Genomic DNA, 19,684 nt, shown 5'->3' with positions numbered 1-19,684 from the left:
GACTTTGCTGTCAATTAAAACATCGCGACATGGGTTGAAAGACCCGAAAACAAAGGCGCTGAGGCATGCACAAGGTTTGCGTGAACATGCAGAAGGGAGAGTAAAGGAATGTTACTTGAAGGGCGTTTTGCGTCTTTTTGGGGCGTTAGGTAACAAGATGGGGCGTGGCTTAACTCGACTTGTGGGAGCGGGCTTGCTCGCGATGCAAACAACGCCGTGTATCAGGCACATCGCAGTGATGCTATCGCGAGCAAGCCCGCTCCCACATTTTCAGACCCTATTCAACTCAATCACGCAGCTGCGGCCGGTGATGGCGATCTCAAGCAGCTCACGATTGCCGCTCAGTTGCAGGCAATCGTAGCGGCCCAGTTGTTCGTGCCGCGTGTTACCCACACGCACGTCAACGTGGTCATCAGCAGCGAATACCAGCACGGTCTGCGCCGGGGTGAACAAGCGGCTACCGCCTTGCAGCCATTGCAGGCGGGCGCTGTAACGCTGCGGGGCATAGATCAGGTTGAAGTCGCGGATCGGCCCGTCGATCAAGCGGCAACTGACCTCGCTGTCACCTTTAAAAGCAAAGGCATCGAACGGTAACAACGCCCGGCTCTGCTCGCCGTCCACCTGCAGGTGCATACCCGCGCCTTGCAGCACGGTGATGACTCGCTGGTAGCCGTCGAAACGCGAAAAGCTACCCGACTCGCCAATGTCGGCAATCGACAAGCGCCAGCCGAAGCCATCAAGGCCTTCACCGGCATCGCGGGTGATTTCTTCTGTGCTGCCGCCGCCGTTTTTCCACGGCATGCGCGGGTAATCGGCGGCGCGTAAAACGGTGAGTTCACTCATTTGCTGAAACGTCCTTCCAGGCGATGACGGGAGCCGGGGTGGATCAGACGAGCGGCAGTCACTGGCTGGCGGCCCGACCACGTTCGGCGGCGGATCAGCAGGCACGGCTCGCTGGCTTCAATTTGCAGCAGCTTGCACTCTTTGGGGTCAGCCAAAATCGCTTCGACCACGTGCTCACCTTCGGTCAGCGGTGCGACCTGCGACAGATAGGCGTAAGGCGTTTGCCGAGTGAAGTCTTGCTTGAGGTAGTCCGGGGCGACGAGTGCGTTGACGAAACGGTCCTCAATTTGCACGGGAATACCGTTTTCGTAATGCACGATCAACGAATGAAACACTTTCTGCCCTTCACGCATGTCGAGGACGGCGGCGCGCTCGGAGCCGGCCAGTTCTTCGGCCAGGCTGATCACTTTGCAGGTGTGCTTATGGCCACGGGCGGCGATTTCGTCGGCAATGTTGTTGACTTCAAACAGCGCGGATTGCGTTTTTGGCTCGGCCACGAAGGTGCCAACACCCTGCATGCGCACCAGCAGGCCGTCTGCGGTCATTTCGCGCAGCGCCCGATTAATGGTCATGCGGCTGAAGCCCAGTTGGCTGACCAGCTCGCTTTCAGACGGCACGCGGTAATGCGGCGGCCAGTTACCGCTCTCGATTTGCTGAGTGATCATCTGTTTTACGCGAGCGTAAAGCGGGGCTGGACTGTCGCCCATGTGGGCGGCCAGCGGGGGCACGACAGGCGGAGTCGACACAGGCAATCCTTGTTCATGAGTTAAGGGGCGTAGCTTGCCGGAGTTTACCGGGCAGGCAAACGTCTGTATATGTATATACAAATTTCCACGATGGGGTGCTCAACCGATGTCCGTCTTCTTCGCCGAACGTGCGCTGCTACCCACAGGCTGGGCTACTCATGTCCGCATCGAGGTCGGGGCCGACGGCTTTCTGACCCGTATTCAAGCCAATGCCGACGCCCAAGGCGCACAACGCTTGAACGGCCCGGTGTTACCGGGCATGCCGAATCTGCACTCCCATGCGTTTCAGCGGGCCATGGCCGGTTTGGCCGAAGTGGCGGGCAACCCCAACGACAGCTTCTGGACCTGGCGCGACCTGATGTACCGGCTGGTCGGCAAAATCAGCCCCGAGCAATTGGGCGTCATCGCCCGCCAGTTGTACATCGAAATGCTCAAGGCCGGGTACACCTCGGTGGCGGAATTCCATTACGTGCACCACGACCTGTCGGGCCAGCCTTACGCCAACCCGGCCGAGTTGGCGCTGCGCATCAGTGAAGCGGCGCGCTCCACCGGCATAGGCCTGACGTTGCTGCCGGTTCTGTACAGCCATTCCGGTTTTGGCGGCCAGGCGCCTAACGATGGCCAGCGCCGTTTTATCAACAGCACCGAGCAGTACCTGACGTTGCAGCAACAGTTAAAGCCCCTGTTGGCGCAACAACCGGCGCAACAACTGGGCCTGTGTTTCCACTCGCTGCGGGCGGTCACCCCCGAACAACTACACGACGTGCTGCGCGCCAGCGACACGGCGTGCCCGGTGCATATCCACATCGCCGAGCAGCAAAAGGAAGTCGATGACTGCCTGAGCTGGAGCGGCAAACGCCCAATCCAATGGCTGTATGACAACGTTGAAGTCGACGCGCGCTGGTGTCTGGTGCATGCCACCCACGCGACCCCTGATGAGGTGCGCCTTATGGCGCACAGTCAGGCCGTGGCCGGGCTATGCCTGACCACAGAAGCCAACCTGGGCGACGGTATTTTCCCGGCAGTGGACTACCTCGCGCAAAACGGCCGCATGGGCATTGGCTCTGACAGCCATGTGTCGTTGAGCGTGGTTGAAGAGTTGCGCTGGCTGGAATACGGCCAGCGTTTACGCGACCAACGGCGCAACCGCCTGTACCGCAGCGACCAGCCGATGGTCGGGCGCACCCTCTACGACGCGGCCGTGGCGGGTGGTGCGCAAGCGATGGGCCAGCCAGTGGCCGGATTGGCCGTGGGCCAGCGGGCTGACTGGCTGGTACTCGACGGCAACGACCCGTATCTGGCGACGGCGCAGGAAGACGGGATTCTCAACCGCTGGTTGTTTGCCGGCGGCGATCGGCAGGTCCGTGACGTGGTGGTGAACGGCCAATGGGTGGTGCGTGACGGGCGCCATGCAGATGAAGACGTGAGCAGCCGGGACTTCACTCGCGTGTTGAAAGAACTTCTGGGGGAATAAAGTGTGGGAGCGGGCTTGCTCGCGATTCAGACGACTCGGTGTATCAGGTACACCGCGTCGATGCTATCGCGAGCAAGCCCGCTCCCACCGGTTCAAATCCACTCATCTGCCAGGTGGTGTTCGGCCCAGTGGCGTACGTCGGCGTAGGGGTAGTTTTCCAGGGCGGCAAAACCTGCAATCGAACGCGCTTTGATCTTGGTGAATAACGGCACACTGATGCCGCACAAAAACCGGGTCACACGTTCTGCCGGTGGATAACTGCCTGCGTACTCCTGATGCTTGTGGATAAAAGCACCGCACAGCGCTTCAAAGTTTTTATCCACAAGCGGCGCCAGCGCGGGCGGATCGGGCAAGCGCGCAATCTGCCCCGCACACACAGAACAATGCCCGCACTGCTGCGGCGCCTGCTCATCGCCAAAGTACTGCGCCAGTCGATGACTCAGGCAGGTGTCACTGGAGAACAGCGCCAACATTGCGTGAATGCGCGCAATTTCACTACGCTCATGGGCGGTGAAGTACTGATGCAATTCAAGGCTCAGCGCCTGTGCATCCACCTCAGTCACCAGCACGTTATAGACCTCTGTCATCTGCTTGCTTTCAAGCTCGATCCAGCCCTTTTCCTGAAAGTAATCCAGTGCCTTGACCACTCGATTGCGGTCCGCCTGATGCTGTTCGTACAGGGTGTCAAAGTTCACCGTTGCCCAGGTTCGGGCACGGCTGGAGGTCTGGATAATCGCCGCTACAAACTGTTGGCGCTCGCCTTCGAACTTGGCCAGCAAGGCGTCGGGCTCGATCAAGAACTTGAAGCGGTACTCGGCAAAATAGGCGTAACGCGGGGCAATCAGGCCGCGCAGTTCCAGCTGCACCAAGAGGGTTTTGAGGGGTAACTGGCGGATGTTGCTCTGGTCCGACAGCGGCGTCAGCATGAACTCCCATTGCCCTTCGGCAATCGCGGCACTCAGTTCTTCCAGCACACAGCGAATGCCTTGCAGCTCTGGCGTGTCACCATACACAAAGTTTTCCAGGACATTGAGGCTGTCGCGATTGGCCAGGACCAGACACTCGGACGTTGCGCCATCGCGACCGGCGCGGCCGATTTCCTGGCTGTAGTTTTCAATCGACTTGGGCAGGTCAAAATGCACCACGTTGCGGATGTCACTTTTGTCGATGCCCATGCCGAAGGCGATGGTCGCAACGATGCAATTGAGTTGGCCCGCCATGAACTGGCGCTGGATGCTTTCCCGTTGCTCGTGGGGCAAGCCTGCGTGGTAAGCGTTGGCGCTGATCCCGTGTTGGCTCAGGTGTTGGGCGATCTGCTCGGCAGTTTTTTGCAGCGTCACGTACACAATGCTTGGCTGGCCTGGACGCTCGCCCATCCACTGCACCAAGCGCTGACGCTTGGCCGTGCCGGTGACGGGCTCGACCCACAAATCCAGGTTGGCGCGATAAAAACCGGTGGTGACGACATCCGACTCGGCAATCGCAAATTTGCGCTGCATGTCAGCGATCACAGCGGGCGTAGCCGTGGCCGTCAGCAATAAGGCTTGCGGGATATTGAACTGGTGCTGGTAGTCCGGCAGCTTCAAGTAATCCGGGCGAAAGTTATGCCCCCACTCAGAAATACAGTGCGCCTCGTCCACCACCAGTAATGAAATAGGCACCTGCTGCAAAAAGTGTCGGAAGCGCTCGTTCTTCAGGCGCTCAACCGACACCATCAAAATCTTCAACTCCCCCGCCTTGGCCCGCGCCATGACAGCGCTGGCCTCATCGCGGCTTTGCACCGAATCGATACTGGCAGCCGCAATGCCATGACGTTGCAAAAACGCCAACTGATCCTGCATCAGCGCCAGCAGCGGCGACACCACCAGCGTCAGATGCGGCAGCAACACTGCAGGCAACTGATAACACAACGACTTGCCCGACCCCGTCGGAAAAATCGCCGCCGCCGAACGCCCGGCCAGCACCGCACTGATCGCCGCCTCTTGGCCTGCGCGAAACTGTGGATAACCGAAAACCTGTTCCAGGGTGTTGTACATCGCTGTCACTCCATTGACCGCCGCAGAGTCCTGAACCGTAGCGCAGGGTTTGCGGCGAATCGAGAAAAGGTCGGGGGCAAATTGAGAGGGGATGATACAGGGTAGTGGCAAGCAGCTTTGAATACCCTCCGTCTGAAGCGAGGGCAAAATTTGGCAACACCTGAATTTTGCAAGTATGATTTATTGTGCATACGATAAATCCATGCAAATAACCTACGACATCGCTAAGCGCAACAAAACGTTGATTGAGCGGGGACTCGATTTCGCCGATGCAGCAACCGTTTTTGCGGGTTGCCACTTAACGGCTGAGGACCTACGACAAAACTACGGAGAAGTCAGATTTATCAGCGTCGGCTTGTTACAAGGCCGCATGGTTGTTTTGGTCTGGACACCGCGCGGCGCGGACCGCCGTATTATTTCCATGAGGAAAGCCAATGAGCGCGAACAAGCACTCTACGCACATCGACTGGGTTGATCCCGATGATGCGCCTGAACTGACGGACGAGTTTTTTGAAATTGCCGATGAGTTTAAAGGCCCGCATCTGGTCAAACGCGGAAGACCCAAAGCTGAAAAAGTGCTTACACGCATCACTATTCGGCTTGCGCCAGAGGTAGTGGATAAATTCAAGGCTTCCGGGCCCGGTTGGCAAACGCGGATGAATGCAGCATTGGCTGACTGGCTGAAAAACCACTCGCCTGAAGAGCTGTCTTGAGCCAATTTACGGACTATCCATCATGAAACTCGCCAGCACTCTCCCCGACACACCAGCCCTGCGCGAGCTGATGCAGTTGCTGCATGAAGAAATCGGCCTGCCCGAGCACAAGACCATCAGCCTCAAGACCTCGATCAACCTCGACCTGGGTTGTAATGGCAGCGATGCCCAGCATTTGATGGAAACCCTTGAGGAGCGCTTCGGGCTGGAACTGACCGATTACGATGCGTATCGCTATTTCCACCCGGCGGGCAACGACCCGCATTTCAAGCGCAACGCCAAAGGCCGGGGCAACAAGGTGCCGCTGACCATTGGCATGCTGTATGACGCCATCACACTCGGGCATTGGGACACACAAGCCCTGGAAGCCTGAACTGAACCTGTAGGAGCGAGCTTGTCTCGCGATCTTTGGATCTTCAGGCACAAAAAAACCGCCCTTTCAGGCGGTTTTTTTGTAGATCAATGCGCTAACCGATGCTTACAGCTTCGGGCCAGCAGCTTTGATCGCGTCGCTGACGTCGAACTTCTTGAAGTTCTCAACGAACAAGCCAGCCAGAGCTTTGGCCGCTTCGTCGTAGGCCGCTTTGTCAGCCCAGGTGTTACGTGGGTTCAGCAGGGCAGTGTCAACACCCGGTACGGCCAATGGCACGTCGAGGTTGATGGTGTCCAGGTGCTCGGTTTCTGCGCCGATCAGAGCACCGCTCTGGATCGCTGCAATCACGCCACGGGTGGTCGGGATGTTGAAGCGCTTGCCAACGCCGTAGCCGCCGCCAGTCCAACCGGTGTTAACCAGGTAAACCTTGGAGCCGAAACCGCGGATGCGCTTGATCAGCAGCTCTGCGTATTCGCCAGCAGGACGTGGGAAGAATGGCGCGCCGAAGCACGTCGAGAAGGTCGACTTGATGCCGCTGCCCGAACCCATTTCAGTCGAACCTACCAGTGCGGTGTAACCCGACAGGAAGTGGTAAGCCGCTTGTTCTTCGCTGAGGATCGACACCGGTGGCAGTACGCCGGTCAGGTCGCAGGTCAGGAAGATCACAGCGTTTGGCTCGCCACCGAGGTTTTTCGGTGCGCGTTTTTCGATCAGTTCACGCGGGTAAGCAGCACGGCTGTTTTGCGTCAGGCTGTCGTCTGCGTAGTCCGCTTTTTTGGTGACTGGATCAATAACAACGTTTTCCAGTACCGCGCCGTGCTGGATGGCTTTCCAGATCACCGGCTCGTTTTTCTCGGACAGGTCGATGCACTTGGCATAGCAACCGCCTTCGATGTTGAACACCACGCCCACGCCCCAGCCGTGTTCGTCGTCACCGATCAGGTAACGGCTTTCGTCAGCCGACAGGGTGGTTTTACCGGTGCCCGACAGGCCGAAGAACAGGGTCACGTCGCCCTCTTCGCCCATGTTGGCCGCACAGTGCATCGGCAGAACGTCGACTGCTGGCAGCAGGAAGTTTTGAACCGAGAACAGGGCTTTTTTCATTTCGCCGGCGTAACGCATGCCTGCGATCAGCACTTTTTTGGCTGCAAAGTTGATGATCACGCAACCGTCGGAGTTGGTGCCATCACGCTCTGGCTCGCACACGAAGTTCGGTGCGTTGATGATTTGCCACTCGTCTTTGCCCGCCGGGTTGTACTGTTCCGGGTTGATGAACAGGCAACGGCCAAACAGGTTGTGCCACGCGGTTTCGGTAGTCATTTTGACGGGCAGGTAGTGCGCCGGATCAGAGCCTACATGAACGTGAGAAACGAAACGCTCACGCTCAGCCACGTAAGCCGAAACACGGTCCCACAGCGCGTCAAACTTGTCGGCTGGGAACTTGCGGTTGATCGGGCCCCAGGCGATTGCGTCCTGAGTAGTCGGTTCTTCAACAATGAAGCGGTCAGCAGGTGAACGACCCGTGCGATGGCCGGTACGAACAACCAGTGCACCGCTGTCGGCAAGCTCGCCTTCACCACGGTTCAGGGCTTCTTTTACCAGATCGTCGATGCTCAGATCGATGTGCACGGCGTTATTAGCTTGCGTCATGAGGTTCCCCGTCGGCCATTGGCCGAGTGCGCCAAACGTTTTGTAGTAGAAATAGTTGCACTACTACCGCGAAAAAAGTGGGCCGGATTATGCCAGAAATGGCCAAAAAGAGTAGGGCCCACCTGTCAGAACCGCGCAAGAACGGTAATTGACAGGTGTTTCACCTGCGCTGAAACGTTTTAGTGATGAGTATTGGAAGGCGACTGAACACCCGCGCCGGAGAATAATTGATCCACATCGGCCGCATCGAACAGGTATTGAGCGTTACAAAACTGGCAATCGATCTCGATATGACCACCGTGTTCGGCCACCAGATTGAGCGCATCTTCATGGCCCAGGCTGGTCAATGCATTGCCTGAACGCTCACGCGAGCAGCTGCATTTGAACTCAAGTGCTTCTGAGTCGAACACGCGCACGGTTTCTTCGTGGTACAGACGGTGCAGGATGGTTTCGTTGTCCAGCCCCATCAGCTCCTCAGCCTTGAGCGTATCGCCCAGCATCAGCAGTTCTTTCCACTTATCGGCACGCTCGTCTTCGTCATCGATCACGTCGACCGGCAGTTGCTGCAAGAACATGCCACGTGCACGCAGGCCATCCGCTTTCAGCCAGAAGCGCGTAGGCACTTGCTGAGACATGACGAAGTAATTGGTGAAGCAATCCGCCAGCGTGTCGCCATCCAGGTCCACAAAACCCTGGGAGCGCTCGCCCACTTTGGGCACTACGGTAATGGCCAGCAGGCCGTCTGGCAGCAGGTCGGCCAAGGTGGCATCCGGGGCAATCTGCTCAGGATCAAAACGGGCCAGGCCACGGATTTCGCGCTCGCTAGTGCACTCGATGGTCAACAGTGGCACCGGGCCTTCGGAACGTGCTTGCAGGCTCAGCAAACCGTCATTTTTCTGGTTACCCACCAGCAACGCCGCTGCCGCCATCAACTCGCCCAGCAATTGCTGGACCGGTGCTGGGTAGTTATGTTTGGCCAACACTTCTGCGTAGCTGTGCTCCAGCGAAACCAGCTCGCCACGGGCATCGCAGGTGTCAAACATAAAGCGTTGGGTGGCGTCTTTTTGAAGGTCGTTTTTAAGTAGATCGGACATAAGAATAGAGTTCTGAATAGTTACTTAATGTAGGTGGGGCTTTAACAGGCCGCTGGCTAATAACCCTATATGGCGTTTCACCTGCGCAGTTACAAGTCATGTCTGCACAGACACGACGCACGGCAAAGCAATGGCAGCCCACAGCGTACCCGCCGTTGCCGCTGTTACAAATCGCTCACGTCATGCAGCTGGTGCAGTTGGCGACGTTGTTTTTTGGTCGGCTTGCCATCAGTACTGATCCCCATCGCCCCGGCCTTGCGCAGCGCGGCCGCGTTTTCGCGCTTGGCGATGCTTTGTTCGGTTTCGGCATACAGCGTTTGCGCCTCCGGGGCGCCACGACGTACGACTGACAAGGCTTTGACTTCAACGGTGCGCTCTTCAAGCCCTACCCGGATCTGCAACTCATCACCCACACGCGGCTCTTTGCTGGGTTTGCAACGCTCGCCACGGCAGTGAACCTTGCCACTTTCAATGGCCGCCTTGGCCAACGCCCGGGTTTTATAGAAGCGTGCGGCCCACAGCCATTTGTCCAGCCGGACTTTGTCGTCCTCTTCCTGTTTCTGCGCCATTGGAAGCCCCTTCATTTAAATTCACAGAACTGTACTACTACTTTTGATGAACCAAGGAAGGAATACGCCCGATAGAATGCTCATCGGCCAACACTGCAGCTCAAACACTGCATTGCATCCCCCGTAGGAAAACTGTCGCCATTTGCCAGCTATTCTGCGTGAATACCGCCTGTTGGCTTTCATGTGTGACCTGCAGGGCCCTTCCTGCAACCTGAATACGTTAATCGCTGGTTACTTATATTGAAGACATTTGATCATTTGACCGTTGTCGGTCTGCGCGAGTGGGTGGCGCTGCCCGATTTGGGCGTTGCCGGCTTGCGCGCAAAAATCGACACCGGCGCCAGTACCTCCAGCTTGCACGCCACTGAGATCGAGCCTTTTGAGCGCGACGGTGTCGAGTGGGTACGTTTTAATGCCCATTTGGGCACGTTGGTACAACTGCGCCACCGTCGCTGCGAAGCGCCGTTAGTGGCGATTAAAACCATTAAAAGCTCAAACGGTCACACGCAGGTGCGCTATGTCATACGCACTGGCTTGGCCTTGGGTGATCATGTGTGGCAAGTCGAATTCACCCTCGCTTGCCGCAAGTCGATGCGCTACCGCCTGTTACTGGGCTCAAAAGCACTGGTCGACGGCCAATTGGTCGTTAACCCAGGGCAAAAATACGTTCAAGACAAGCCGGTGTTTCCGGTGACTACTACCTCCTCCAAAGGTGCTGCATGAAGATCGCTGTGCTGTCGCGCAACCCGCGTCTGTATTCCACTCGTCGCCTGGTTGAGGCCGGGACCGAACGAGGCCATCAGATGGTGGTGATCGATACCTTGCGCGCCTATATGAACATTGCCAGTCATAAGCCGCAGATCCATTACCGTGGCAAGCCGCTGGAAGGCTTTGATGCAGTGATCCCGCGCATTGGTGCATCCGTGACGTTTTACGGCTGTGCGGTGTTGCGCCAGTTCGAAATGATGGGCGTGTTCCCGCTCAACGAGTCGGTGGCCATTGCCCGTTCACGTGACAAATTGCGCTCACTGCAATTGCTCTCGCGTCGTGGCCTGGGCTTGCCGGTGACCGGTTTTGCTCACTCGCCGGATGACATCCCGGACTTGATCGAGATGGTTAACGGCGCACCGCTGGTGATCAAGGTGCTGGAAGGCACGCAAGGCATTGGCGTGGTGCTGTGTGAAACCGCCACGGCGGCCGAGTCGGTGATCGAAGCCTTTATGGGCCTCAAGCAAAACATCATGGTGCAGGAATACATCAAGGAAGCGGGCGGTGCCGATATCCGTTGCTTCGTAGTGGGCGACAAGGTAATTGCCGCCATGAAGCGCCAGGCCAAGCCGGGCGAATTCCGCTCCAACCTGCACCGTGGCGGCAGCGCCAGCCTGATCAAAATCACCCCCGAAGAACGCATGACGGCCATTCGTGCAGCCAAGGTCATGGGGTTGAGCGTGGCGGGTGTCGATATTCTGCGCTCCAACCACGGCCCGCTGGTGCTGGAGGTCAACTCATCGCCAGGGCTTGAAGGGATCGAAACCACCACGGGCAAGAATGTGGCGGGGATCATCATTGAGCATCTGGAAAAAAACAGCGGCCCGAACATGACGCGGACTAAAGGCAAAGGTTAACGCACCCAAAACGTGTAGGAGCGAGCTTGCCTCGCGATCTTTTAACAGATCAAAAGATCGCGAGACGAGCTCGCTCCTACAGGGTGTGTGTTTAAACGGCGCCGCGCGGGAGCATCAAGCCCAACGGCAGTCGGACTCTGGCTTCCAGGCCACCGCCGGCACGGTTGCGCAACTCAACGTTGCCGCCGTGCATGGAGGCGATGCGTTTTACAATCGCCAGGCCCAGGCCAGTGCCTTTGCCGCCTCGGGCACGGTCACCGCGGATAAACGGATTGAAGATGTCTTCAAGCTCCGACGGGTCAATGCCCGCACCGCGGTCCATCACACTCAGCACCACGTAAGGCGCGCTGGTATCGCCCGACACATAGGCGGCGACTTCAACGTCATCCCCCGCATGGTGCAAGGCATTGCCGATCAAGTTATTGAGCAGGCGCTTCATCGATACCCGACGCAACGCAAACGGCTGAATGGGCTGCAAGCGCAAGCGCACCTGTTCGTCATTCTGGTTATACGGCGCAACGACTTCGCGGATCAGTTCGCACAGGTCAACTTCTTCAACCGGCTCATCGCGACCGTCGCGGATAAACGCCAAAAACTGATCCAGAATGGCGTCCATGTCTTCAATGTCGCGCACCATGTCGTCAGTCAGGTCGTTGTGGTTGCCCATCAACTCCAGCGACAAACGCAAGCGCGTCAACGGCGTGCGCAAGTCATGGGACACACCCGCCAGCATCAGTTCGCGCTCGCGGCCTGCCTGCTCCACATCTTCAGCCATCTGGTTGAAGGCGCTGTACACCTCGGTCATTTCGCTCGGTGTATCACTGATCGGCAGGCGCACACTGCGCCCCTGCCCCAACTGCCTGGCCGCATAGACCAACCGTTTAAGTGGCTGATTGAGCTGGCTGACGAAAATCCACGCCGAGGCGGTGGATAACAACCCGATGGCCAGGAACCAGCCCAGTACGCTCCAGATTTTTTGCCCACGCAGCGGGTGCGGATACAACGGTACCTTCAGCCAGCCATCGCCCAGGCTCGGGGCACGTACCCACAGCGCCGGAGGCGAGTGCATGCGCAAACGCACTTCGGTGTCAGCGCCCAGTTCGGCCTGCATCTGACGCTCGTAGATCTCGCTGTAAGGCCAGTGTTGCTCGCCTTCTGGCACCCCGCCGCCCACCACACGCGTCAACGTTGCGGCATCGGCGATCTTGGCGCGGTTCTCTTCATCGGCCGCCCAATAGGCGCGCAGCACCAGGCCCACGCCGTGGCTGTATTGGCGGTCGACCAACATATCTTCGTTCATCAACAGATAAACCAGGGTCAATGCCTTGGAGAACAGGACGACGATAAGCACCAGCCAGAGGGTGCGGGAGAAAAAACTTTGGGGGAACCACAGAGGGGTTTTCATAGATGGCGCTTTACACGTTGCAGGGACGAGTACCAAGACCCGCAATAGAATGAAGTGCGAGCCACCCGGCGCCCTAAGGCCACTGGGTGACTCGCGCCTGCACAGGCGACATCACTTGGTTGCGTTGCCATCCGGCACGAACACATAACCGACACCCCAGACCGTCTGGATGTAGCGCGGTTTGGAAGGGTCCGGCTCGATCATGCGGCGCAGGCGGGAGATTTGAACGTCGATTGAACGCTCCAGTGCATCCCACTCACGGCCACGGGCCAGGTTCATCAGCTTGTCGCGGGTCAACGGCTCTCGCGCATGCATGACCAACGCCTTGAGTACGGCAAACTCACCGGTGGTGAGCATGTGTACTTCATCGCCCCGCTTGAGTTCGCGCGTGGCCAGGGACAACTCGTAATCACCAAAGGTGACGCTTTCGTCTTCGCTGCCCGGTGCACCCGGCACAGGCGCCGACTGACGACGCAACACGGCACGCACACGCGCCATCAGTTCATCAGGGTTGAAAGGTTTGGCCAGGTAGTCATCAGCGCCCAGTTCCAGGCCCTTGATGCGGCTCAGCTCGTCGCCCTTGGCGGTGAGCATGATGATCGGCACCCGATTACCCGCGGCACGCAGGCGGCGGCATGCAGACAGCCCGTCTTCGCCGGGCAGCATCAGGTCCAGTACCACAAGGTTAAATACCTCACGAGCCAGCAAACGGTCCATTTGCTCGACGTTCGGCACAGCGCGGGCGCGGTAGCCCTTGCTGACGAAGAAACGCTCCAGCAGGCTGCTCAGCCCTGGATCGTCATCAACGATAAGAATTTTTTCGCCTTCAGCCGGTTGTGCAATGCTGCTCATTAGATGCTCCTGTGATCTCGGCGCGCATTATGGCTTAGCTGCTGTTATACGCATCGTGTGCATTGTTAGCAGATTTTTCCTTCACGGCCAGTGCGCCGAGTATAGCGGGTGAAGTGCGCAATCCCCTGAATCCGGGAACGCTGGTTATAATGCGCCGCCTTTTGTGTCAGGCAATCTCGGTTTTTCAAACATTGCGCCAGGATTTATTTTTTCAATGCCTGCCGTAATTTGCTGATTTCACGGGTCAACAGGCTGCCCTTTTGGCCCAGGTAGCGGCGCCCTTCGGGCCGCTCAACCAGTCTCGCAAGCCTTACAGCCCGGGCCTGCGAGCCTGCATCACACTTTGTCAGGTGGTTTTATGGACAGCATCAACAGCCGCATCGCCGAAGAACTTGGCGTGCGCCCGCAGCAGGTCGAAGCGGCCGTCGCTCTTCTGGATGAAGGCTCCACCGTACCCTTCATCTCTCGCTACCGTAAGGAAGTGACAGGCAGCCTGGATGACACCCAATTACGTCATCTGGAAGAACGCTTGCGCTACCTGCGTGAACTCGACGAACGGCGCATCAGCATCCTCGCCAGCATCGAAGAACAAGGCAAATTGACGCCTGAACTGGCCCGCGACATCAAGCTGGCCGACACCAAGACCCGCCTCGAAGACTTGTATCTGCCTTACAAGCAAAAGCGCCGCACCAAGGGCCAGATCGCCCTGGAAGCCGGCCTCGGCGAACTGGCTGACGGCCTGTTCAACGACCCCAACCTCAACCCGGACACCGAAGCCGCACGTTTTGTTGACGCCGAAAAAGGCGTGGCAGACGTCAAGGCTGCCCTCGATGGCGCCAAGTACATCCTCATGGAGCGCTTCGCCGAAGACGCCAGCCTGCTGGATAAACTGCGCAGCTTCTTGAAGCAGGAAGCCACCCTCAGCGCCCGCGTTATCGCGGGCAAAGAGGAAGAAGGCGCCAAGTTCCGCGATTACTTCGAACACGACGAACCGCTCAAAAGTATGCCGTCGCACCGCGCGCTGGCGATTTTCCGTGGCCGCAACGAAGGCATCCTCAGCTCGTCGCTCAAGGTCGGTGAAGAACTCCCCGGCACCATGCACCCTGGCGAAATGATGATTGCCCAGCGCTTCGGCCTGGAAAACCAAAACCGCCCGGCAGACAAATGGCTGAGCGAAGTGGTGCGCTGGACCTGGAAGGTCAAGCTTTACACCCACCTCGAAACCGACCTGCTGGGTGAACTGCGCGACGCCGCAGAAACCGAAGCGATCAACGTGTTTGCCCACAACCTGCACGACCTGTTGCTGGCCGCGCCGGCAGGCCCGCGCGCCACACTGGGCCTGGACCCGGGCCTGCGCACCGGCTGCAAGATCGCTGTGGTCGATGCCACCGGCAAACTGCTTGAGCACGCCACGGTGTACCCGCACGTGCCGCACAACAAGTGGGATCAAACCATCGCGATCATGGCCGCCCTGTGCGCCAAGCATTCGGTTGAGCTGATTGCCATCGGCAACGGTACCGCCAGCCGCGAAAGCGACAAGTTGGCCCTTGAGCTGATCAAAAAATACCCGGCCTTGAAAGTCACCAAAGTGATGGTGTCCGAAGCCGGTGCATCGGTGTACTCGGCCTCTGAACTGGCCGCCAAGGAATTCCCGGACCTCGACGTGTCGATCCGTGGCGCCGTGTCGATCGCCCGCCGCCTGCAAGATCCGCTGGCCGAGCTGGTGAAAATCGACCCTAAATCCATTGGTGTCGGCCAATACCAGCACGACGTGTCCCAGCTCAAACTGGCACGCGGCCTGGACGCCGTGGTCGAGGACTGCGTAAACGCCGTGGGCGTGGACGTGAACACCGCATCTGTCGCCCTGCTGGCGCGTATTTCCGGCCTTAACGCCACCCTGGCGCAAAACATCGTGGCCCACCGCGATGAAAACGGCGCCTTCAAAACCCGTGCGGCGCTGAAAAAAGTCAGCCGTCTGGGCGAAAAAACCTTCGAACAGGCAGCCGGATTCTTGCGCGTGATGAACGGTGACAACCCGCTCGACGCCTCGGCCGTTCACCCTGAGGCCTACCCGCTGGTGAAGCGCATCGCCTCGGACACCGAGCGTGACATTCGCTCGCTGATCGGCGACGCCGGCTTCCTCAAGCGTCTGGACCCGAAAAAATTCACCGACGAATCTTTCGGCCTGCCGACCGTCACCGACATCCTGCAAGAGCTGGAAAAACCGGGCCGCGACCCGCGTCCCGAGTTCAAGACGGCAGAGTTCCAGGAAGGGGTTGAAGACCTTAAAGACCTGGAACTGGGGATGATCCTCGAAGGCGTGGTCACCAACGTGACCAACTTCGGTGCGTTCGTCGATATCGGCGTGCATCAGGACGGTTTGGTGCACATCTCGGCCTTGTCCGAGAAGTTCATCAAAGACCCGCGTGAAGCCGTTAAAGCCGGTGACGTGGTCAAGGTCAAGGTCATGGAAGTCGACATCCCGCGCAAACGCGTTGGCCTGTCGATGCGCATGAGCGATACCCCCGGCGAGAAAATCGACGGCGCACGCGGTGCCCGCCCAGGTTCGGCGCCGCGCCAGCAAAACTCGGCCCCGCGTAAAGAGACAGTCGCCGCTGCCCCGGCCAACAACGCAATGGCTTCGCTGTTCGCCAATGCCAAACAGCTGAAGAAACGCTAATGACGCTGCCCGAGGGTTTGACCCAAAGCGCGTTCAGCGAGTTGATCGGCTGCCGCGTGGAATCGGTGGAAGACGGCATTGCGCACGTCGCGCTCAGCCTTGAACCACAGCTGCGCAACCGTGGCGGCAAAATGCACGGCGGGGTGATTTTCAGCCTGGTCGACATCACCATGGGGCTGGCCTGTTCCGGCGCCCATGGTTTTGACCGCCAAAGCGTGACAATCGAGTGCAAGATCAACTACTTGCGCTCCGTTTCAGATGGCGATGTGCTGTGCATCGCCAAGGTCATCCACCCCGGCCGACGGACGTTTGTCGTCGAAGCGGACGTCATGCAAGGCGACAAACTGGTCGCTAAAGCACAAGGCACGTTCGCTGTCCTGTAGCGGTCATCAGGTCATTTGAGTTAATTTCGGCACTGTGAAAGCAGTGCCGAAATGCGCTCGGAGCGCCGTAATACCGAAACAGGGACGGGGCTGAGCATCACCCCTACAAAGCCAGGCGACCACGCCGGTATAACTTCACCCTTGTAGACCGTCCTGACCACCCCCATATTGGGGCGACTGACGCGTGAAGGAATCTAACTTGAGCGAACTTCTCAACCGCCGCCTGAACTTACTTGGCGAGCGCACACACCTCTCTTTGCTCGAGCAGTGCCTGCATGGTATCGAGCGCGAATGCCTGCGCGTAACGGCCGATGCACGACTGGCGCAGACCCCGCATCCTGAAGAACTGGGGTCGGCGCTGACCAACGACCAAATCACCACTGACTATTCCGAGTCGCTGCTGGAGTTCATCACCCCGGCCCTGCCCGACCCTGCGGACACGCTGGCCAGCCTCGACAAGATTCACCGTTTTGCCTACAGCAAACTTGGTAACGAGTTCCTGTGGAGCCCTTCGATGCCGTGCCCGTTGCCGGCCGAAGAAGACATTCCGATTGCCTACTACGGCACGTCCAACATCGGTCAGCTCAAGTACGTGTACCGCAAAGGCCTGGCCCTGCGTTACGGCAAGACCATGCAGTGCATCGCCGGGATCCACTACAACTTCAGCCTGCCTGAAGCCCTGTGGCCGGTGCTCAAGCACGCTGAGGGCTTTGTCGGCACCGACGGTGATTACCAGTCGGACGCCTACATCGCGCTGATTCGTAACTTCCGCCGTTACAGCTGGTTGCTGATGTACTTGTTCGGCGCCTCACCTGCGCTGGATGCAGGTTTCTTGCGCGGCCGTTCGCACCAGTTGGAGCAACTGGACGCCGACACGCTGTACCTGCCGTTCGCCACCAGCCTGCGCATGAGCGACCTGGGTTACCAGAGCAACGCCCAGGCGGGCCTCACGCCTTGCTACAACAACCTCGACAGCTACACCGACAGCCTGCGCAAGGCCGTGGCGACGCCGTACCCGCCGTATGTCGAGATCGGTACGCACAAAGATGGCGAATGGGTGCAACTGAACACCAACATTCTGCAAATCGAAAACGAGTACTACTCCAACATTCGCCCCAAGCGCGTGACCTACACCGGCGAGCGCCCGATCCAGGCCCTGATGGCCCGTGGCGTGCAGTACGTTGAAGTGCGCCTGCTGGACATCAACCCGTTCCTGCCGGTGGGCATCGACCTGCCGCAAGCGCGCTTCCTGGATGCCTTCCTGCTGTATTGCGCGCTGCAAGAGAGCCCGCAGTTCGAGAGCAGCGAATGCGGCAACTGCACGTCCAACTTCTTGAGCGTGGTCAAAGAAGGTCGCCGCCCGGGCCTGCAACTGCAGCGTCAGGGCCAAGCGGTCGAACTGAAAGAGTGGGCGGCAGAACTGCTGGAAAAAATCGCCCCGGTGGCGGCATTGCTGGACCAAGTGCATGGCGACGACGCCCACAGCAAGGCGCTGGACGATCAGTTTGCCAAAGTTGCCGACGTGTCCCTGACCCCGTCAGCCAAAGTGTTGGCCAGCATGACCGAACACAAGGAAAGCTTCGCCCAGTTTTCGATGCGCCAGAGCCAGGCCCACGCGGAGTACTTTCGCGACACCCCGCTGAGCCCGGAAGACCAGGCCGCCTTCGAAGCCAAAGCCAAGCAATCGCTGCTCGACCAAGCCGAGACCGAGAACAACGAAGTAGGTGATTTCGACCTGTTCGTGGCCTCGTATCAGGCGAGTATTTTGGCGATCAGTAACTAAGGCGACACAGCGACTCTGTAGTCGCTGTCGAGGCACGAAGGCTGCGATGGGTTGCGAAGCGACCCCGGACGGCGGTCCTGCGGCCCGCATCGCAGCCTTCGTGCCTCGTCAGCGGCTACAAGGCTTGGGTGTTTTACAGCGCCTTTTCAAAGATCTTGGAGTTGCGCTGGAAGTTGTACAGCGACGCTCGTGCTGCTGGCAGGCGTTCGACGCTGCTGGGTTCAAAGCCGCGCTCGCGGAACCAGTGAGCCGTGCGTGTCGTGAGGACGAACAAGGTTTTCAGCCCCTGCGCCCGTGCACGGCTTTCGATGCGCTCCAGCAATTCATCACCCCGACGGCCATGACGGTACTCCGGGTTGACCGCCAGGCACGCCAGTTCACCAGCATCCGAATCCGCAATCTGATACAGCGCCGCGCAGGCGATGATCATGCCTTCGCGCTCAACCACGCTGAATTGCTCGATCTCGCGCTCCAGCACTTCCCGTGAACGGCGCACCAAGATGCCCTGCTCTTCCAGCGGGCTGATCAAGTCCAGCAAACCGCCCACGTCTTCAATGGCCGCTTCGCGGGTGACTTCAAATTGCTCCTGGGCAACCAGGGTGCCGCCGCCGTGGCGGGTGAACAGTTCGGTCAACAGCGCGCCGTCTTCGGCATAGCTGACGATGTGGCTGCGAGCCACGCCACCGCTGCACGCCTCGGCAGCCGCTTCAAGCAATTCCGCCTGGTAATCGCTGCCCAGACGCTTCATGTGCGCCGGGATTTGTTGTGGCCGCAACTCACGCACCAACCGCCCTTGTTCATCGAGCAAGCCGGACTCAGCGCCAAACAGCAGCAGTTTGTCAGCCCCCAGATCGATAGCCGCGCGGGTGGCAACGTCTTCGCAGGCCAGGTTGAAGGTTTCGCCGGTGGGCGAGTAGCCCAAGGGCGACAGCAGCACGATGGAACGCTCGTCCAGCAGGCGGTTGATGCCCTTGCGGTCGACCCGGCGCACTTCGCCGGTGTGGTGGTAGTCCACGCCATCGAGCACACCAATCGGCCGCGCGGTCACCAGGTTGCCGCTGGCCACGCGTAAACGCGAACCCTGCATGGGCGATGAGGCCATGTCCATGGACAGGCGCGCTTCAATTGCGATGCGCAATTGGCCCACGGCGTCCATCACGCATTCCAGCGTCGCCGCATCGGTGATGCGCATCCCTTTGTGGTAATGCGGCTGCAGGCCACGGGCTTCAAGGCGGCTTTCGATTTGCGGACGAGAGCCGTGAACCAGCACCAGCCGCACGCCCAGGCTGTGCAGCAGCACCAGGTCGTGGACGATGTTGCCAAAGTTGGGGTGCGCTACACCGTCGCCAGGGAGCATGACGACAAAGGTGCAGTCGCGGTGAGCATTGATGTAAGGGGAAGCATGACGCAGCCAGTTAACGTAATCGTGCATAACCAAAGCCTGTAAAAAATGAGCCG

At 58.9% G+C, this 19,684-nt stretch carries 18 protein-coding genes; 9 read left to right on the top strand and 9 right to left on the bottom strand.

The genetic code is table 11. The features are described from left to right. Positions 1–270: 270 nt before the first annotated feature. Both GHO32_RS02785 and hutC read right to left on the bottom strand, forming a co-directional pair. A complete protein-coding gene (locus GHO32_RS02785) occupies positions 271–843 on the bottom strand; it encodes a HutD family protein (protein WP_153334337.1) in 573 nt (190 codons plus the stop codon). Beyond that, positions 840–1,550 (bottom strand): histidine utilization repressor, encoded by a 711-nt coding sequence (hutC, locus tag GHO32_RS02780; protein WP_153328128.1) that lies wholly within the window; start codon positions 1,548–1,550, stop codon positions 840–842. Before hutC ends, GHO32_RS02785 begins: the two co-directional genes overlap by 4 nt. A 145-nt stretch (positions 1,551–1,695) precedes the next feature. On the opposite strand from hutC, the gene GHO32_RS02775 reads away from it, so the two are divergent. After that, complete coding sequence (locus GHO32_RS02775) at positions 1,696–3,063, top strand: formimidoylglutamate deiminase (RefSeq protein WP_153334335.1); 1,368 nt, start codon at positions 1,696–1,698, stop codon at positions 3,061–3,063. Positions 3,064–3,155: 92 nt separating this feature from the next. On the opposite strand, the gene GHO32_RS02770 is transcribed toward GHO32_RS02775, so the two are convergent. Then, positions 3,156–5,099 carry an ATP-dependent DNA helicase RecQ gene (locus tag GHO32_RS02770; RefSeq protein WP_153334333.1) on the bottom strand — a complete coding sequence of 648 codons (1,944 nt, stop codon included), beginning with the start codon at positions 5,097–5,099 and terminating at the stop codon, positions 3,156–3,158. Between the two features lie 202 nt (positions 5,100–5,301). On the opposite strand from GHO32_RS02770, the gene GHO32_RS02765 reads away from it, so the two are divergent. The 3 genes from GHO32_RS02765 to GHO32_RS02755 are packed head-to-tail and all read left to right on the top strand — an operon-like array spanning position 5,302 to position 6,185. Beyond that, positions 5,302–5,574 (top strand): BrnT family toxin, encoded by a 273-nt coding sequence (locus GHO32_RS02765; RefSeq protein ID WP_153334331.1) that lies wholly within the window; start codon positions 5,302–5,304, stop codon positions 5,572–5,574. Continuing rightward, positions 5,534–5,812: a BrnA antitoxin family protein gene (locus tag GHO32_RS02760; protein WP_153334328.1), complete on the top strand. Its 279-nt coding sequence runs from the start codon at positions 5,534–5,536 to the stop codon at positions 5,810–5,812. Before GHO32_RS02765 ends, GHO32_RS02760 begins: the two co-directional genes overlap by 41 nt. A gap of 22 nt (positions 5,813–5,834) precedes the next feature. After that, positions 5,835–6,185 carry a DUF1493 family protein gene (locus tag GHO32_RS02755; protein WP_153334326.1) on the top strand — a complete coding sequence of 117 codons (351 nt, stop codon included), beginning with the start codon at positions 5,835–5,837 and terminating at the stop codon, positions 6,183–6,185. Positions 6,186–6,290: 105 nt separating this feature from the next. Here the strand turns inward: GHO32_RS02755 and GHO32_RS02750 are convergent, their stop codons facing one another. The 3 genes from GHO32_RS02750 to GHO32_RS02740 all read right to left on the bottom strand — a co-directional run bounded on the left by GHO32_RS02750 (position 6,291) and on the right by GHO32_RS02740 (position 9,498). Further along, the gene (locus GHO32_RS02750) at positions 6,291–7,835 is read right to left on the bottom strand and encodes a phosphoenolpyruvate carboxykinase (protein WP_153334324.1); all 1,545 of its coding nucleotides are present in this window, start codon (positions 7,833–7,835) and stop codon (positions 6,291–6,293) included. Between the two features lie 179 nt (positions 7,836–8,014). Continuing rightward, a complete protein-coding gene (gene hslO, locus GHO32_RS02745) occupies positions 8,015–8,929 on the bottom strand; it encodes an Hsp33 family molecular chaperone HslO (protein ID WP_123751041.1) in 915 nt (304 codons plus the stop codon). A 164-nt stretch (positions 8,930–9,093) separates the two neighbouring features. Further along, a complete protein-coding gene (locus tag GHO32_RS02740) occupies positions 9,094–9,498 on the bottom strand; it encodes an RNA-binding S4 domain-containing protein (protein WP_123751040.1) in 405 nt (134 codons plus the stop codon). A 273-nt stretch (positions 9,499–9,771) separates the two neighbouring features. Here GHO32_RS02740 and GHO32_RS02735 point away from each other — a divergent pair, with 273 nt between their 5' ends. Together GHO32_RS02735 and rimK are read left to right on the top strand one after the other, a co-directional pair. After that, a complete protein-coding gene (locus GHO32_RS02735) occupies positions 9,772–10,221 on the top strand; it encodes an ATP-dependent zinc protease (protein WP_178113834.1) in 450 nt (149 codons plus the stop codon). Continuing rightward, the gene (rimK, locus tag GHO32_RS02730; RefSeq protein ID WP_048366762.1) at positions 10,218–11,123 is read left to right on the top strand and encodes a 30S ribosomal protein S6--L-glutamate ligase; all 906 of its coding nucleotides are present in this window, start codon (positions 10,218–10,220) and stop codon (positions 11,121–11,123) included. The genes GHO32_RS02735 and rimK overlap by 4 nt, the downstream gene beginning before the upstream one ends. A gap of 91 nt (positions 11,124–11,214) precedes the next feature. Here rimK and GHO32_RS02725 read toward each other — a convergent pair whose 3' ends face one another. Together GHO32_RS02725 and ompR are read right to left on the bottom strand one after the other, a co-directional pair. After that, positions 11,215–12,528, bottom strand: coding sequence for an ATP-binding protein (locus tag GHO32_RS02725; protein ID WP_048366763.1), 1,314 nt, complete (start codon positions 12,526–12,528; stop codon positions 11,215–11,217). 111 nt (positions 12,529–12,639) lie between these two features. After that, complete coding sequence (gene ompR / locus GHO32_RS02720) at positions 12,640–13,380, bottom strand: two-component system response regulator OmpR (RefSeq protein ID WP_048386441.1); 741 nt, start codon at positions 13,378–13,380, stop codon at positions 12,640–12,642. A gap of 358 nt (positions 13,381–13,738) precedes the next feature. Here ompR and GHO32_RS02715 point away from each other — a divergent pair, with 358 nt between their 5' ends. The 3 genes from GHO32_RS02715 to gshA all read left to right on the top strand — a co-directional run bounded on the left by GHO32_RS02715 (position 13,739) and on the right by gshA (position 18,226). Next, positions 13,739–16,060: a Tex family protein gene (locus GHO32_RS02715; protein WP_123751037.1), complete on the top strand. Its 2,322-nt coding sequence runs from the start codon at positions 13,739–13,741 to the stop codon at positions 16,058–16,060. After that, positions 16,060–16,443 carry a PaaI family thioesterase gene (locus GHO32_RS02710; RefSeq protein ID WP_048366766.1) on the top strand — a complete coding sequence of 128 codons (384 nt, stop codon included), beginning with the start codon at positions 16,060–16,062 and terminating at the stop codon, positions 16,441–16,443. Before GHO32_RS02715 ends, GHO32_RS02710 begins: the two co-directional genes overlap by 1 nt. Positions 16,444–16,642: 199 nt before the next feature. Then, positions 16,643–18,226 (top strand): glutamate--cysteine ligase, encoded by a 1,584-nt coding sequence (gene gshA, locus GHO32_RS02705; protein ID WP_153334322.1) that lies wholly within the window; start codon positions 16,643–16,645, stop codon positions 18,224–18,226. Positions 18,227–18,359: 133 nt separating this feature from the next. On the opposite strand, the gene argA is transcribed toward gshA, so the two are convergent. Further along, on the bottom strand, positions 18,360–19,658 hold the full coding sequence (gene argA, locus GHO32_RS02700; protein ID WP_048366768.1) for an amino-acid N-acetyltransferase: 1,299 nt from the start codon (positions 19,656–19,658) through the stop codon (positions 18,360–18,362). Positions 19,659–19,684 lie beyond the last annotated feature (26 nt).

This window comes from Pseudomonas sp. FSL R10-2189 (genome assembly GCF_009600325.1).
GTDB lineage: Bacteria > Pseudomonadota > Gammaproteobacteria > Pseudomonadales > Pseudomonadaceae > Aquipseudomonas > Aquipseudomonas helleri.
This window is presented reverse-complemented; position numbering and strand designations above follow the sequence as displayed.

What these genes read in the sequence shown, in the direction of transcription:
- GHO32_RS02785 (WP_153334337.1), bottom strand. Translation starts at nt 843, where the DNA reads ATGAGTGAACTCACCGTTTTACGCGCCGCCGATTACCCGCGCATGCCG.
- hutC (WP_153328128.1), bottom strand. Translation starts at nt 1,550, where the DNA reads ATGGGCGACAGTCCAGCCCCGCTTTACGCTCGCGTAAAACAGATGATC.
- GHO32_RS02775 (WP_153334335.1), top strand. Translation starts at nt 1,696, where the DNA reads ATGTCCGTCTTCTTCGCCGAACGTGCGCTGCTACCCACAGGCTGGGCT.
- GHO32_RS02770 (WP_153334333.1), bottom strand. Translation starts at nt 5,099, where the DNA reads ATGTACAACACCCTGGAACAGGTTTTCGGTTATCCACAGTTTCGCGCA.
- GHO32_RS02765 (WP_153334331.1), top strand. Translation starts at nt 5,302, where the DNA reads ATGCAAATAACCTACGACATCGCTAAGCGCAACAAAACGTTGATTGAG.
- GHO32_RS02760 (WP_153334328.1), top strand. Translation starts at nt 5,534, where the DNA reads ATGAGCGCGAACAAGCACTCTACGCACATCGACTGGGTTGATCCCGAT.
- GHO32_RS02755 (WP_153334326.1), top strand. Translation starts at nt 5,835, where the DNA reads ATGAAACTCGCCAGCACTCTCCCCGACACACCAGCCCTGCGCGAGCTG.
- GHO32_RS02750 (WP_153334324.1), bottom strand. Translation starts at nt 7,835, where the DNA reads ATGACGCAAGCTAATAACGCCGTGCACATCGATCTGAGCATCGACGAT.
- hslO (WP_123751041.1), bottom strand. Translation starts at nt 8,929, where the DNA reads ATGTCCGATCTACTTAAAAACGACCTTCAAAAAGACGCCACCCAACGC.
- GHO32_RS02740 (WP_123751040.1), bottom strand. Translation starts at nt 9,498, where the DNA reads ATGGCGCAGAAACAGGAAGAGGACGACAAAGTCCGGCTGGACAAATGG.
- rimK (WP_048366762.1), top strand. Translation starts at nt 10,218, where the DNA reads ATGAAGATCGCTGTGCTGTCGCGCAACCCGCGTCTGTATTCCACTCGT.
- GHO32_RS02725 (WP_048366763.1), bottom strand. Translation starts at nt 12,528, where the DNA reads ATGAAAACCCCTCTGTGGTTCCCCCAAAGTTTTTTCTCCCGCACCCTC.
- ompR (WP_048386441.1), bottom strand. Translation starts at nt 13,380, where the DNA reads ATGAGCAGCATTGCACAACCGGCTGAAGGCGAAAAAATTCTTATCGTT.
- GHO32_RS02715 (WP_123751037.1), top strand. Translation starts at nt 13,739, where the DNA reads ATGGACAGCATCAACAGCCGCATCGCCGAAGAACTTGGCGTGCGCCCG.
- GHO32_RS02710 (WP_048366766.1), top strand. Translation starts at nt 16,060, where the DNA reads ATGACGCTGCCCGAGGGTTTGACCCAAAGCGCGTTCAGCGAGTTGATC.
- argA (WP_048366768.1), bottom strand. Translation starts at nt 19,658, where the DNA reads ATGCACGATTACGTTAACTGGCTGCGTCATGCTTCCCCTTACATCAAT.